Source organism: Spinactinospora alkalitolerans (assembly GCF_013408795.1).
Lineage (GTDB): Bacteria > Actinomycetota > Actinomycetes > Streptosporangiales > Streptosporangiaceae > Spinactinospora > Spinactinospora alkalitolerans.
On record NZ_JACCCC010000001.1, the window covers coordinates 3,168,941 to 3,181,502 of the forward strand.

The window sequence follows — 12,562 nt, forward strand, 5'->3', positions numbered from 1 at the left end:
GGGGTCAGCGCCAGTCGACGACCTCGTCCATCAGGTACGGCTCACGCTCGGCGACCCGCTTCACGTACTCGTCCATGTGCTCGCGCATCAGCCGCTCCGCCGCCTCGGCGTCGCCGGCGATGATCGCGTCGGCGATGTCGGCGTGCGCCCGCCGGACGTGGTCGCCCTCGTGGGCGACGTAGACGCTGGAGGCGCGTTCGGTGAAGACGTCCTTCATCGCGCGGGCGACCAGGGTGAGCAGGCCGTTGCCCGACATCGCCAGCACCTTCGCGTGGAAGGCGTCGGTGGCCCGGAGCCACTCGGCGGTCCCCTCGGCGTCGAAGCCCTGCTGCACGATGGCCCGCAGGTCGTCGTTGTCCTCCGGATCGCGGCGCTCCGCCGCCAACCGCGCGACCAGCGGCTCCAGGATCAGCCGGGCCTCGACGAGCTCGGCGAACCGGATACCGAGCACCTGGAAGAACAGGGTGGCCATCCGACCGAAGTCGCGGCTGTCCACCTCCGAGACGACGGGGCCGCCGCCCGGCCCCGGCTTCATCCGGATCAGCCCGTGCACCTCCAGGATGCGCAGCGCCTCACGGAGCGAACCGCGCGCGACCTGGTAGCGCTCCAGCATGGCGCTTTCGGATTCGAGCGTGGAATTCGGGGCGAGACCCCGCTTCGCGATGTCGCGGACGATTTCGCGCGCGATGATCTCGGAGACCTTCTCACTGCGCCGTTCCCACGCGGCACCCGCTGCTGATCCGGTTTCACTCATAATGCTCGGCAGCATACCGCTCTTTTCAGCGCGCCGATCTTAGAGCGGATTCTCCGGCGGAGAAAAGAGCTCGAATTGAGAAATGTATCCCGTTCTCTCAAGTTCGGCGGGCGGCGCGCGGCCGGCCGCTCACCCGGTGGGCACGCCGCCGATGACTCCGCGGCCGGCCAGCTCGGCGAGCTCCCCGTCCGAGAGCTCCAGCGCGTCGGCGAGCACCTGACGGGTGTGCTCGCCGACCGCGGGCACACCGTCGTAGACGGGACCCGAATACCCCGCCATGTGCAGCACCGGGCCGGGCGTCAGCACCGACGGCCCGAGCACGTCGCTGCCCGTGATGTTCACGAGGGTCCGCTCCAGGAAGTGCGGGTCGGCCACGATGTCACCGGCGTCGTTGACCGGGGAGCACACCACCTCGGCCTCCTCCAGCACGGCCAGCACCCGGTCGCGCGGGAGCGAGCCGACCCAGTCCGAGACCTGCTTCTGCACCAGGTCGTTGTTGCGCAGCCGGGCGGCGTTGGTGGCGAACCTGGGGTCCTCGACCAGCTCGGGCCGCCCCATCGCGGCGAAGAGCCGCGCCGCGATCGACTGGTTGGAGGCCGCGATGGAAAGGAACCTGCCGTCGGCCGCCTCGTAGATGCCCCGCGGCGACGCCGCGCCCGTCCCGTTGCCGACGCGGCCCTGCACCTCGCCGAGCGCGGTGTACTTGAGCACCAGGTCGCCGATGATGAACATCAGCGGCTCGTACAGCGCCACGTCGACCACGTCCCCGCACCCGGTGTGCTCCCGCCGGTACAGGGCCATGGCCGTGCCCATGGCCGCCGAGATGCCGGCGATGGAGTCGGCGAAGCCGAACGGCGGCGAGGTGGGCGGGGAGTCCGGCCACCCGTTGATCTGGGCGAACCCGCCGGCCGTCTCGGCCACGGTGCCGAACCCCGGGCGCGAGCGGTAGGGCCCGGTCTGGCCGAAGCCGGACACCCGGGCGAGCACCAGCCCGGGGTTGTCCGCGCCGAGCACGTCGTAGCCCAGCCCCCAGCTCTCCAGCCGGCCCGGCCGGAAGGACTCGACGACGACGTCGACGCCGGAGGCCATCCGCCGGACGAGTTCGCGGCCGTCCTTCTCCCGCAGGTCGATCCCGACCGAGCGCTTGCCGGCGTTGATCCGGGAGAAGCCCAGCGACAGCCCGTCCTTCTGCGGCACCCACTGCCGGGCGTAGTCCCCGGCGATCGGGTCCTCCACCTTGACCACCTCGGCGCCGAAGTCCCTCAGCATCCGTCCCGCCGTGGGCGCGGCGTACATCGAACCGAGTTCGAGCACGCGCACGCCCGCGAGGGGCCCGTCCGCACCGGGCCTGTTGCCTGCCATGTTCGCCTGCCTTTCGACGGCCGTGCCGATCCGATGGCCAGCGGGCGCCGGACGCGCCCACTGGATGTGGTGGGGCCCGGGGTGCTCACGGCCCCGGTCGCCGGTCCCCCGGCCGTCCGCTCCCGCTCGCGCCGAGGCGTTCGGCGCGCTCCAGCCACTCCAGCGCCTTGTCGTAGTGGGCCCTGTCGATGTGCACCCCCCGGTAGCGCAGCGCCCCGGTGCCCGCTGCCGCCGCCTGCTCATAGGCCGCGACCAGGCCGCGGTAGAAGGCGACGTCGCCGTCCGAGGGGGTGAAGACGTCGTTGATGACCCCGACGTGGCCGGGGTGGATCGCGATCATCCCGCGGAAGCCGAGCCGTCGGCCGCGCCGCGCGAACTCCCCGAGGCCGTCGAGGTCGTCCAGCGCCTCCCACAGGCCGGTGAGCGCGTGGATCCCGGCTTCGCGGCAGGCGAGCAGGATCCGGCTGCGGTGGTAGAGCGTCTCGGTGCCCTCCGGGGACCACTCATAGCCCACGGCCCTGGCGATGTCGGCGTGCTCGGCCGTCGGACCGATCATGGCGCCCACCCGCGGGGAGGCGGTGGCCACCTCCAGGCAGCCGTGGATCGCCCGCACCGTCTCCACCGGGATGATGTACTCCAGACCGCTCACGCCGTTGCGCGCCTCGAAGTGGTCCAGCAGCGCGTCGTAGCGCAGGACGTCGGTGGCGCACTCGATCTTGGGCGCGAAGATCCCGGTCAGCCCCGGGACCACCACCTCCTCCAGGTCGGCGCCGGTGAGCCTGGTGCTCAGCGGGTTGACCCGGACGAAGACTCCCGCTTCGCCGCCGCCGGCGCGCACGCGCCGGACCGACTCGGCGACCATGGTCCTGGCCGCGGCCTTCTCCCCCTCGGGCACGGAGTCCTCGAGGTCGAGCACGATCGCGTCGGCGCCGGCCCGCAGCGCCTTGTCCACCCAGTTCGGACGGTGCCCCGGCAGGAAGAGCACGGAGCGGTAGGGCTGCATCAGCGGCTCCTCGGCAGGCCGGGCACATACTCGGCCGTGTAGTCGTGCACCGTGTCAGCGCCGAGGTCCATGCTGCTCCTCCTGCTCGGGACCGCCCCGTCCGGCGGGTCGGTCCGGGCGGCGGTGGTGCGTCCCCGCAACCGGCGTCGAGCACCCACCTCGCACACTTTCCTAGTAATCATCATCATAGTATCGACGCGCCGACGGTCAACCCCTCAAACCCCCACCGGGGCCCGGCGACGCACGACACGACTTCAGCCTTAACCATATAACTATTATCAGAGAAAGAATGATGAGGGGCACACCACGGCCGAGAAGCCCCGATCACCCGGCCGCGCACGCCGACCGGCCACTCCCCGGAGCGCGCCGCGGCACCGGGGCGGGCCGTCGGGTATCCGCAGGCCTTTCCGGGTAGCCGGTGCGCCATGGAAGCGTCGACGTCGACCTCGCTGCTCGCCGCCCTCGCCGTCACCGCCGCCCTGATCGGGCTGCACGCGGCCGGGCGATGGGTCTGCACTTCGTCCTGACCGACCGCGGGCTGGTCCGCTACCACGGCGACCGGTTCGGCCTGCGCACCCGCCTGCTGCTGGCCGCGGCCCTCCTCCTCGGCTGGCTCCTGGCGCTGGTCGCCGCGCCCACGAGCACACTCGTCGTCAGCCTGCTCACCGCGTTCCTGGGCGGCAGCATCCTGCTCAACGTCTTCAAGGAGGAGCTGCCCTCGGCCCGGCGCAGCAGCCTCGCCTGGTTCACCGTCGGCCTGGTCCTCTACGGGGTCCTGCTCGCCGTCATCACCGCGGTCGGCGAGTGATCCCTCCGGCGGCGCCCGGGGCTGAGCGCCCGGGCGCTCAGCCCCGGGTGTCCTCACGCCATTCGCGGGTGAGCTCCGCCGACTCCACCGAGACCCGGATGGCGTCGTCCCCCAGGTCCTCGATGCCCTCCCACCTCAGGTAGCGCTCGTGCCGGCGCAGCCAGTGCAGGATCGGGCGCAGGGGCGTCGGCGGCTCCAGCGACCCTCCGTAGCCGAAGCGGCCGGCCACGGCGCTGTGGCCGGCGATCAGCCCCAGGACCTCGTAGCGGCCCTCCGGTGTGTGCCGGACGACGACGTCCTGGACCTTGCCCAGGTTGTCGCCATGGTTGTCGAAGACCGGGCGACCCAGCAGGTCACTGACGCGTATCGTCGGCATCGTCTGCTCCGGGAAAGTGTCCGATGAACCGGCGCCGCAGCCAGTCCTCCAGCGCCCAGACCTCTTCGGGCGCGGCCGTCGACAGACGCGTCGTCGGCGCGAACTCGGTGACGTCGGCCACCGGTATCCGTACGGGCTCGGGCTCGCCCGGCCGCAGCCGCCGCAGCAGCGTCTGCCACGCCCGGCCCAGCCGCCCCGACAGCCGGGGCCCCAGGGCCGCCGAATCGGTCAGCAGCGCGCTCATGACCGGCCGGCCCCCTTCCTCCCACGACAGTTCGATGTCGTCGGCCTTTCCGGTGAGGCGACCGTCGCGGTCGGCGATCTGCCGGTCCAGAACGGTGAACCCGATCCGGAACACCTCGGATGAGTCGTGTCGCACGGTCACTGCCCCGCCTTGGTGTAGATCATCAGTGGAATGGTCACGATGGAGACCACGACCAGCAGGACCAGGTAGCAGGTGCCGATGATGTTGGTGAACCTGGAGTTCACCCGGTCGCCGAGGTAGTCGCGGTCGTTGGCGACGATGAAGATCGGCAGGTAGGTCAGCGGCAGCGCCGCGGCGGAGAGCACGATGCTGTACTCGGTGACCTTGATCGGATCGAGCGTGGTCAGGATCAGGGCCAGCCCGGCCAGCAGGGTGAGCAGCACGACCGTGTGGAACCGCGTGGCATCGGCCGGTTGGAGGTGCTTGCCCCACGGCCAGCCCAGGTACTGGGCGACGCTGTAGCCGGCGGCCAGGCCCGACTCCAGGGCCGCGCCGAACGTGGCGACGAAGAAGCCCACGATGACCACGATGAGCCCGATCTTGCCCAGTGCCACCGAGACCGGCAGCGCCACCTGGCTGAGATGCTCCACCTGCACTCCGGCGGGGAAGAACAGCACCGCGGCGCAGCCCATGATGGCCAGCGCCAGCAGGCCCCCGACCGGGAAGCCGAAGAACACGTTGAACCGCGCCTGCCCCAGGTCCTTGCTGGACCAGTGCTCCTCGACGCCGCCGGAGGAGAAGAACAGCACCGTGTAGGGGGTCATGGACGCGCCGAACAGCGCGATCCCGTAGTACCACCAGGTGGACCAGTCCTCCCCCGGTGGCGGGGCCGGGCTCGCCGCGCCGTTCAGCAGCGCCCCCCAGTCCGGCCCCAGCCGCCACAGCGCGACGGCGAAAACGATCAGCGCGAGGCCGAGCAGCCCATAGGTCTGCTCCATCTTCTCGAACGGCAGCCGCCAGATCACCACCCAGACCAGGACGCCGACCACCGGCACCCACAGCAGGTAGTGGATGCTGCTCGCCAGCTCCAGCGCCAGCGCGACGCCGCCGAGCTGGGCCGCCAGCGTCAGCAGCGTGATGAAGTACGAGGCCATGAGGTTGGCCAGCCCGGTGCGCGCGCCCAGCCGCTCCCGGACGAGGTCGAACGTCGCCCGCCCGCTGACCGCGGTGACGCGCGCCGACATCTCGGTGAACAGCACGATCCCGATGACGCCCACGACGATCACCCAGGCCAGCGACATGCCGAACCTGGCTCCGACCAGCGCGCCGGCCACCAGGTCGCCGATGTCGAGGAACCCGCCGATCGCCGTGAGGAAGCCGAGGGTGAAGGCCAGGAGCCGCTTCATCGAGTGCTCTCCTCGATCTTCTCCAGACTCCCCGCAGTCGCGCCGAGGTCCCGTTCGGCCGCGCGGACCCCGGCGATGTCGTCGCGGCGCACGGCGATCCGCAGGTCGGCGAGGCCCTCCGTCGCCCTGTCGGCCAGGGCCATCAGCCGCGCGCGCAGCGGGTCCAGGTCCCGTGAGGGCGGCTGCCGCGTCGCGAACGACTCACGGACCGACAGGGCGACGTTCTCCACATCGCTGACGGTGACCTCGGCGTAGGGGTCCAGCGACCGCTCCCCTTCGATGGTCTGGGCCACGAGGACGCCCGTGCGCACCGAGGAGAGGAGGGACCCCGCGCTCAGATTGGCGCTTTCGAGGTAGCCCTCCTCGGTCAGGATCGGGCCTGGCATGCACCCCGCGACCGCCGCGATCAGCAGCAGGACGGCCGCGAGCCGCGCGCCGGGTGCCGCTCGTCCGCGGCTGCGCGCCCCCGTCACGGCAGGGCCACTGCGGCCCGGGCGACGCCGGAGCGTCCGCGCGGAGCCGCCGTGGCCGGGGCCGGCATCAGGTGTGGCGTCCGGTGAGGGCGTCGCGCATGCGGTCGATCATGCCGGCGCCGGGGTCGAGGATGCGGTTGGCCGGCGGGGTGTCGGGGGCGCTGGGGTGCGGGCGGGTGGGGGCGCTCTTCTTGGCCTGGAGCACCTTCTGGCCCAGCTCGGCCAGCTCCTGCTGGGAGCAGGCCTCGCGCAGCCGGGGCAGCAGGTCGTTCTCCTCGTCGGAGACGTGGTGGCGGATGTCGCGGATCAGGGTGGCCAGCAGCTCCTCGAAGCGGGCGTCGCCGGGGTCCAGGCCTTCGAGGTCCTTCATCACGCGCTCGGCCTCGGCGTGCTCCTGGACCTCGTGGTCGGCGATGCGGTCGCCGTCGGCCAGGGCCTTGCGGGCGGCGGGGTACATGTACTGCTCTTCGGCCACGGAGTGGCGCACCAGTTCGGTGATGACGTGGTCGGTGAGCTCCTTGCGGCGCTCGGGCGCCAGGTCGCCCTGCTCCAGTTCGGTGAAGACGCGTTCGACGTCGCGGTGGTCGGAGACGATCACGCCGATCAGGTCGGGGCTCTGCTCGGTCTGGGACACGGGTCCTCCTTCGGATGCGGCCGGTGCGCCACAGGGGCGCCTGCGTTGACGGACTCAACTGCCCAACAACCACCGGAACGAACATCCGCACCGGGAAGAAATCCCACCGTTCCCCCGGCCCACCGGTCGATTCCTCCGCACTCCTGCTCCGCGATGATGGGATGCCCGGGTCGTCCGCCTCGGGAGGGTTCCGGCGCCGCTCCTCGCCGCGGGGGCTCGGGCATCCGTGCGCCGAAGCGGGGAACGCCGAAGCCGGAGAGCAGGGAAGCAGGGGAGAAGGAAGGTCGCGCATGCCATCGGATCCGGAGCGCTTCATCGTCGTGACCGGAGGACCGGGATCGGGGAAGAGCACCCTGATCGACCGGCTGCAGGAGGCGGGCTTCGCGCGCTCGGACGAAGCCGGCCGGGGCGTCATCCGGGACCAGGCCGCGATCGGCGGGCGCGCGCTGCCCTGGGTCGATCCGGACCTGTTCGCCGAGATGATGCTCTCCTGGGAGCTGCGCTCGCACCGGCTGGCCGCGGCGCGGACCGGTCCCGTCTTCTTCGACCGCGGGGTCCCCGACGTCGTGGGCTACCTGCGGCTGGAGGGCCGCCCCGTCCCGGCCCACGTGCACGCCGCGGCACGGGCGTTCCGCTACCACCGCCGCGTGTTCGTCGCGCCCCCGTGGCCGGAGATCTACCGGCGGGACACCGAGCGCAGGCAGTCCCTCGACGAGGCCGAGCGGACCTACGAGGCCATGGTCGCGACCTATCCGGAGTACGGCTATGAACCGGTGCCGCTCCCCCGCGCATCCGTTGAGGAGCGGCTCCGGTTCGTCGTCGACGCGATCGGCCGCTAGATCGCTGACGGGAGTCGGGAGGCTGCGGCCGCAGCCTCCCGCTCACCGCGGCAGGGCCCGAAAACAACGCCGACCCTCTCCCATCACCGATCTAAACGATCTAGCAGACGTCGAGACTGCTGTTGACCCGGGTGATGTTGCGGAAGACGGTGTTGTTCCCGCACGGGTTCTCGGTGACGGCGGAATCGGTCACCGTCAGGTTCTGCACGGTGATGTCGGAGTTGTTGGCGAACTCCGACCGCGCGGCGAGCCGGATGTCACCGGGGCCCGCCACACTGCCCGACTCGGCGGCGAGGGTCACGTTGTGGCAGTTCTCGATCAGGATGGCGTTGCTGCCGGTCTGGGCGATGTCCAGCCGGTCGATGACGGCGCCGCCGCTCTCGGAGACGCAGAAGACGCCGCGGCCGCCGCCCCGCGCACGCACCTCGCCGACGCGGATGTTCGCGGGGTAGCCGCCGCCCACGCGGCCGTTGCGGTTGGCCATGCGAAACGCCGCGTAGCCGGTGCCCGTACCGGTCCCCACCCCGTCGACCAGACCCACCTCGGCGTTGATCGTGTCGTTGAGGAGCAGCCCGGAGTAGGCCGTGTCGCGGGCCACCACCGTGCCGACCGTAAGGCCGTCGACGCCGTAGGTCTCGACGCCGTGGTTGCCCGTTCCTTCGACGTAGACGTGGTCGATCCGGACATCGCGCGTGTGCACGCTGCGGTCGCCGTGGTTGTCGATGCGCACCCCGAGACCGCCGGACAGGCGCAGGTCGATCTGGCCGAGGTGGACGTCGGTGGCGTTGCGGACGAAGATCCCGAAGTACGGGGCCCCGGTGACGCTCAGGTGCGAGACCTCGATGTCGCTGACGTTGCGGGCGCGGACGACGGCGTTGTCCCCGGAGGGCGATCCGGTCACGTCGACGGTGCCGCAGACCTCCAGGGCGGTGTGGCTCGGCAGGTCCAGCGAGGAGCCGGCGCTCATCGTGCCCGAACCGCGGACGACGACCCGCTCCTTCGAACCGCGCCCCGGGGTGAGGCTGTCCACGGCCGCGCGCATCGCCTGGAGCATGTCGTCGCCGGTGTAGACGGTGCTGCCGCCGTTGCGCGCGGTCCACGTACCGCCGTTCTGCACCACCTCGGCGCTGAAGGAACCGGTGCCGCAGGTGCCGTCGCCGCCGTCATCGCCGCCGTCTGCGACCTTGACCGGCTGCCAGCGCTGGTTGGCGCCGTCGAGGTCGGTGAACTGGGAGATCCGGCCGCCGTCCGCGGTGGACCATTCCCAGACCTCCAGGGCCTTTCCGCTGTTGCGGTTGATCAACCGGACGTCTCCGTTCGAGGAGTCCTCGACCCGGAACTGCTGGTTGGTGCCGCCGTTGTCGGTGTACTGCCGGATTTCGGCGCCGTCCTCGGTGGAACGCTCCCAGACGTCCACCGCCTTTCCGCTGTTGCGGTTGATCAGCGCGTAGTATCCGCCGCCGGCGTCCACGAAACGGAATTGCTGGTTGACGGCGCCGGTGTTGGTGTATTGGCGAATTTCGGCGCCGTTCTCGGTGGAGTGCTCCCAGACGTCCACCGCCTTTCCGCTGTGCCGGTTCACCAGCACGTAGTAGGCGTCGGTGTCGATGTCGGCCGCCTCGGCGGTGCGCGCGCCGGTGACGAGGAAGGCCGCGATGAGCGCGGCGGTGGAGACGAGCACGAGGAGGGCCCGCCGGAGCGGTGCCGGTCGGCGTGCCGAGAGCGTGGGCGGGTTCATGTCCATTCGGTACTCCGTGAGGGGTGGCGCTCGACGAGCGCGTCAGAGCATGGGGGGATACGGGGATGTCCGCACGCCGGAAATGGAGCGCTTCACCGCTGAAGCGAGGTCCGCGGACCTGGAAATCGCGGGCGGCGCGAATGGCGCCCACCCCGCAATGAAAGCGTTTTCCAAGAGATGGTAGATAAAGAGGGGCGAATGAGTCAATGGGCGCGGTGACGCCGCTCACCGGAGGCGTCCGCCGGGAATGCGTTCGCTTGCGGCGTACGCGGGACTTCTCAGACCCGTTCGGTAGTTGGATGGGGAGAAAGCCCCGGCCATGGGGGAAAGATCAGGCTGCGCCTGGGAGGTCTTCTCCTGTGGGGGCCGATGTGAGGAGCGACGAGAGATGTTCGAGAGGTTTACCGACCGCGCGCGGCGGGTGGTGGTTCTGGCCCAGGAGGAGGCCAGGATGTTGAACCACAACTACATCGGGACTGAGCACATCCTGCTGGGTCTGATCCATGAGGGTGAGGGCGTCGCTGCCAAGGCGTTGGAGAGTCTGGGGATCAGCCTGGAGGCGGTGCGTCAGCAGGTTGAGGAGATCATCGGGCAGGGCCAGCAGGCGCCTTCGGGGCATATTCCGTTCACGCCGCGGGCCAAGAAGGTGCTGGAGCTGTCGTTGCGGGAGGCGCTGCAGCTGGGGCACAACTACATCGGGACCGAGCACATCCTTCTTGGTCTGATCCGTGAGGGTGAGGGTGTGGCGGCCCAGGTGCTGGTGAAGTTGGGGGCTGATCTGAACCGGGTGCGTCAGCAGGTGATTCAGCTGCTGCACGGTTATCAGGGCAAGGAGCCTCAGGCGGCGGGGGCGGCCTCGGAGTCGGCGCCGTCGACGTCGCTGGTGCTGGATCAGTTCGGCCGCAACCTGACCCAGGCGGCGCGTGAGTCCAAGCTGGATCCGGTGATCGGGCGCGACAGTGAGATCGAGCGGGTGATGCAGGTGCTGTCGCGGCGCACCAAGAACAACCCGGTGCTGATCGGTGAGCCGGGGGTGGGCAAGACCGCGGTGGTGGAGGGCCTGGCCCAAAAGATCGTCAAGGGGGAGATCCCGGAGACGTTGAAGGACAAGCAGCTCTACACCCTGGATCTGGGCGCGCTGGTGGCCGGGTCGCGGTATCGGGGGGATTTTGAGGAGCGGCTGAAGAAGGTGCTCAAGGAGATCCGGACCCGCGGCGACATCATCTTGTTCATTGATGAGCTGCACACCCTGGTCGGGGCGGGGGCGGCCGAGGGCGCGATCGATGCGGCCTCGATTCTGAAGCCGATGCTGGCCCGGGGGGAGCTGCAGACCATCGGGGCGACCACGTTGGATGAGTACCGCAAGCATTTGGAGAAGGACGCGGCGCTGGAGCGCCGGTTCCAGCCGATCCAGGTCGATGAGCCCACGATCGCCCACACGATCGAGATTTTGAAGGGGCTGCGGGACCGCTATGAGGCCCATCACCGGGTCTCCATCACCGATTCGGCGCTGGTGGCCGCGGCGCAGTTGGCGGACCGCTACATCTCCGACCGGTTCCTGCCGGACAAGGCGATCGATCTGATCGATGAGGCGGGCTCGCGGATGCGGATCCGGCGGATGACGGCGCCGCCGGATCTGCGCGAGTTCGACGAGAAGATCGCCGGGGTGCGCCGGGACAAGGAGTCGGCCATCGACGCCCAGGACTTTGAGAAGGCCGCCTCGCTGCGTGATGACGAGAAGCAGCTGCTGGGCCGGAAGGCCCAGCGGGAGAAGGAGTGGAAGGCCGGGGACATGGACGTGGTGGCCGAGGTCGGCGAGGAGTTGATCGCCGAGGTGCTGGCCACCGCGACCGGGATCCCGGTGTTCAAGCTCACCGAGGAGGAGTCCTCGCGGCTGCTGCGGATGGAGGAGGAGCTGCACAAGCGGGTGATCGGCCAGGAGGACGCGATCCGGGCGCTGTCGCAGGCGATCCGGCGCACCCGGGCGGGGTTGAAGGACCCCAAGCGTCCGGGGGGTTCCTTCATCTTCGCCGGGCCGTCGGGGGTGGGCAAGACCGAGTTGTCCAAGACGCTGGCGGAGTTCCTGTTCGGTGATGAGGAGGCGCTGATCCAGCTCGACATGAGCGAGTTCATGGAGAAGCACACCGTGTCGCGGCTGTTCGGGTCGCCGCCCGGCTATGTGGGCTATGAGGAGGGCGGTCAGCTGACCGAGAAGGTGCGGCGCAAGCCGTTCTCGGTGGTGCTGTTCGACGAGATCGAAAAGGCCCACTCCGACATCTTCAACTCGCTGCTGCAGGTGCTGGAGGAGGGCCGGCTCACCGACGCCCAGGGCCGCAACGTCGACTTCAAGAACACCGTGATCATCATGACCACCAACCTGGGCACCCGCGACATCTCCAAGGGCCAGGCGATGGGCTTTGCCAAGGAGGACGACTCCAAGACCAACTACGACCGGATGAAGGCCAAGGTCACCGAGGAGCTCAAGTCGCACTTCCGCCCGGAGTTTTTGAACCGGGTCGATGACACCATCGTGTTCCACCAGCTCACCGAGGACGAGATCGTCTCGATCGTGGATCTGATGGTGGACAAGCTCGACGAGCGGCTCAAGGACCGCGACATGGGCCTGGAGCTGCGGCCCGCGGCCAAGAGCCTGCTGGCCGAGCGCGGCTATGACCCGGTGCTGGGCGCGCGGCCGCTGCGGCGCACCATCCAGCGCGAGATCGAGGACCAGCTCTCGGAGAAGATCCTCTACGGCGAGGTCAGGGCCGGCCAGATCATCATCGTCGACACCGCCGGCGAAGGCGCCGAGGCCGCCTTCACCTTCCGCGGCGTGCCCAAGCCCGAGGCGGTGCCCGACACCCCCCGGGTCGAGCAGGCCGCAACCAACACCGACTGAGCACCACCCCACCCGCGGCAGGGGCGGCCCACCCGGCCGCCCCTCCCGCGCGTTTCAGGACCCCGACC

The 12,562-nt window shown here is 70.1% G+C and carries 13 protein-coding genes; 3 read left to right on the top strand and 10 right to left on the bottom strand.

Annotated elements, in window-relative coordinates; genetic code table 11:
* Positions 1–4: 4 nt before the first annotated feature.
* The 4 genes from HDA32_RS14100 to HDA32_RS14115 all read right to left on the bottom strand — a co-directional run bounded on the left by HDA32_RS14100 (position 5) and on the right by HDA32_RS14115 (position 3,277).
* On the bottom strand, positions 5–754 hold the full coding sequence (locus tag HDA32_RS14100; RefSeq protein WP_246334338.1) for a FadR/GntR family transcriptional regulator: 750 nt from the start codon (positions 752–754) through the stop codon (positions 5–7).
* A 129-nt stretch (positions 755–883) separates the two neighbouring features.
* Positions 884–2,116, bottom strand: coding sequence for a CaiB/BaiF CoA transferase family protein (locus HDA32_RS14105; RefSeq protein WP_179643624.1), 1,233 nt, complete (start codon positions 2,114–2,116; stop codon positions 884–886).
* A gap of 85 nt (positions 2,117–2,201) precedes the next feature.
* The gene (locus tag HDA32_RS14110; RefSeq protein WP_179643625.1) at positions 2,202–3,119 is read right to left on the bottom strand and encodes an HpcH/HpaI aldolase/citrate lyase family protein; all 918 of its coding nucleotides are present in this window, start codon (positions 3,117–3,119) and stop codon (positions 2,202–2,204) included.
* Complete coding sequence (locus tag HDA32_RS14115; RefSeq protein ID WP_179643626.1) at positions 3,119–3,277, bottom strand: hypothetical protein; 159 nt, start codon at positions 3,275–3,277, stop codon at positions 3,119–3,121. The genes HDA32_RS14110 and HDA32_RS14115 overlap by 1 nt, the downstream gene beginning before the upstream one ends.
* A 347-nt stretch (positions 3,278–3,624) precedes the next feature.
* Between HDA32_RS14115 and HDA32_RS14120 the strand changes: the two genes are divergently transcribed.
* Positions 3,625–3,927, top strand: coding sequence for a hypothetical protein (locus HDA32_RS14120; RefSeq protein ID WP_179643627.1), 303 nt, complete (start codon positions 3,625–3,627; stop codon positions 3,925–3,927).
* Between the two features lie 37 nt (positions 3,928–3,964).
* On the opposite strand, the gene HDA32_RS14125 is transcribed toward HDA32_RS14120, so the two are convergent.
* The 5 genes from HDA32_RS14125 to HDA32_RS14145 all read right to left on the bottom strand — a co-directional run bounded on the left by HDA32_RS14125 (position 3,965) and on the right by HDA32_RS14145 (position 7,021).
* The gene (locus tag HDA32_RS14125; protein WP_179643628.1) at positions 3,965–4,303 is read right to left on the bottom strand and encodes a PRC-barrel domain-containing protein; all 339 of its coding nucleotides are present in this window, start codon (positions 4,301–4,303) and stop codon (positions 3,965–3,967) included.
* Positions 4,281–4,688 (bottom strand): hypothetical protein, encoded by a 408-nt coding sequence (locus tag HDA32_RS14130; protein ID WP_179643629.1) that lies wholly within the window; start codon positions 4,686–4,688, stop codon positions 4,281–4,283. The genes HDA32_RS14125 and HDA32_RS14130 overlap by 23 nt, the downstream gene beginning before the upstream one ends.
* Positions 4,685–5,914, bottom strand: coding sequence for an NRAMP family divalent metal transporter (locus tag HDA32_RS14135; protein ID WP_179643630.1), 1,230 nt, complete (start codon positions 5,912–5,914; stop codon positions 4,685–4,687). Before HDA32_RS14135 ends, HDA32_RS14130 begins: the two co-directional genes overlap by 4 nt.
* Positions 5,911–6,387 (bottom strand): hypothetical protein, encoded by a 477-nt coding sequence (locus tag HDA32_RS14140; protein ID WP_179643631.1) that lies wholly within the window; start codon positions 6,385–6,387, stop codon positions 5,911–5,913. Before HDA32_RS14140 ends, HDA32_RS14135 begins: the two co-directional genes overlap by 4 nt.
* Positions 6,388–6,454: 67 nt before the next feature.
* On the bottom strand, positions 6,455–7,021 hold the full coding sequence (locus HDA32_RS14145; RefSeq protein ID WP_179643632.1) for a hemerythrin domain-containing protein: 567 nt from the start codon (positions 7,019–7,021) through the stop codon (positions 6,455–6,457).
* Positions 7,022–7,311: 290 nt separating this feature from the next.
* Between HDA32_RS14145 and HDA32_RS14150 the strand changes: the two genes are divergently transcribed.
* A complete protein-coding gene (locus HDA32_RS14150; protein ID WP_179643633.1) occupies positions 7,312–7,860 on the top strand; it encodes an AAA family ATPase in 549 nt (182 codons plus the stop codon).
* Positions 7,861–7,960: 100 nt separating this feature from the next.
* Here the strand turns inward: HDA32_RS14150 and HDA32_RS14155 are convergent, their stop codons facing one another.
* Positions 7,961–9,604 (bottom strand): RICIN domain-containing protein, encoded by a 1,644-nt coding sequence (locus tag HDA32_RS14155; RefSeq protein WP_246334340.1) that lies wholly within the window; start codon positions 9,602–9,604, stop codon positions 7,961–7,963.
* A gap of 382 nt (positions 9,605–9,986) precedes the next feature.
* Here HDA32_RS14155 and HDA32_RS14160 point away from each other — a divergent pair, with 382 nt between their 5' ends.
* On the top strand, positions 9,987–12,494 hold the full coding sequence (locus tag HDA32_RS14160; RefSeq protein ID WP_179643634.1) for an ATP-dependent Clp protease ATP-binding subunit: 2,508 nt from the start codon (positions 9,987–9,989) through the stop codon (positions 12,492–12,494).
* The last annotated feature ends 68 nt before the right edge of the window (positions 12,495–12,562 follow it).

Excerpts from the sequence above, each read along its gene's own strand:
- HDA32_RS14100 (WP_246334338.1), bottom strand. The coding sequence starts at position 754 with ATGAGTGAAACCGGATCAGCAGCGGGTGCCGCGTGGGAACGGCGCAGT.
- HDA32_RS14105 (WP_179643624.1), bottom strand. The coding sequence starts at position 2,116 with ATGGCAGGCAACAGGCCCGGTGCGGACGGGCCCCTCGCGGGCGTGCGC.
- HDA32_RS14110 (WP_179643625.1), bottom strand. The coding sequence starts at position 3,119 with ATGCAGCCCTACCGCTCCGTGCTCTTCCTGCCGGGGCACCGTCCGAAC.
- HDA32_RS14120 (WP_179643627.1), top strand. The coding sequence starts at position 3,625 with ATGGGTCTGCACTTCGTCCTGACCGACCGCGGGCTGGTCCGCTACCAC.
- HDA32_RS14125 (WP_179643628.1), bottom strand. The coding sequence starts at position 4,303 with ATGCCGACGATACGCGTCAGTGACCTGCTGGGTCGCCCGGTCTTCGAC.
- HDA32_RS14135 (WP_179643630.1), bottom strand. The coding sequence starts at position 5,914 with ATGAAGCGGCTCCTGGCCTTCACCCTCGGCTTCCTCACGGCGATCGGC.
- HDA32_RS14150 (WP_179643633.1), top strand. The coding sequence starts at position 7,312 with ATGCCATCGGATCCGGAGCGCTTCATCGTCGTGACCGGAGGACCGGGA.
- HDA32_RS14155 (WP_246334340.1), bottom strand. The coding sequence starts at position 9,604 with ATGGACATGAACCCGCCCACGCTCTCGGCACGCCGACCGGCACCGCTC.
- HDA32_RS14160 (WP_179643634.1), top strand. The coding sequence starts at position 9,987 with ATGTTCGAGAGGTTTACCGACCGCGCGCGGCGGGTGGTGGTTCTGGCC.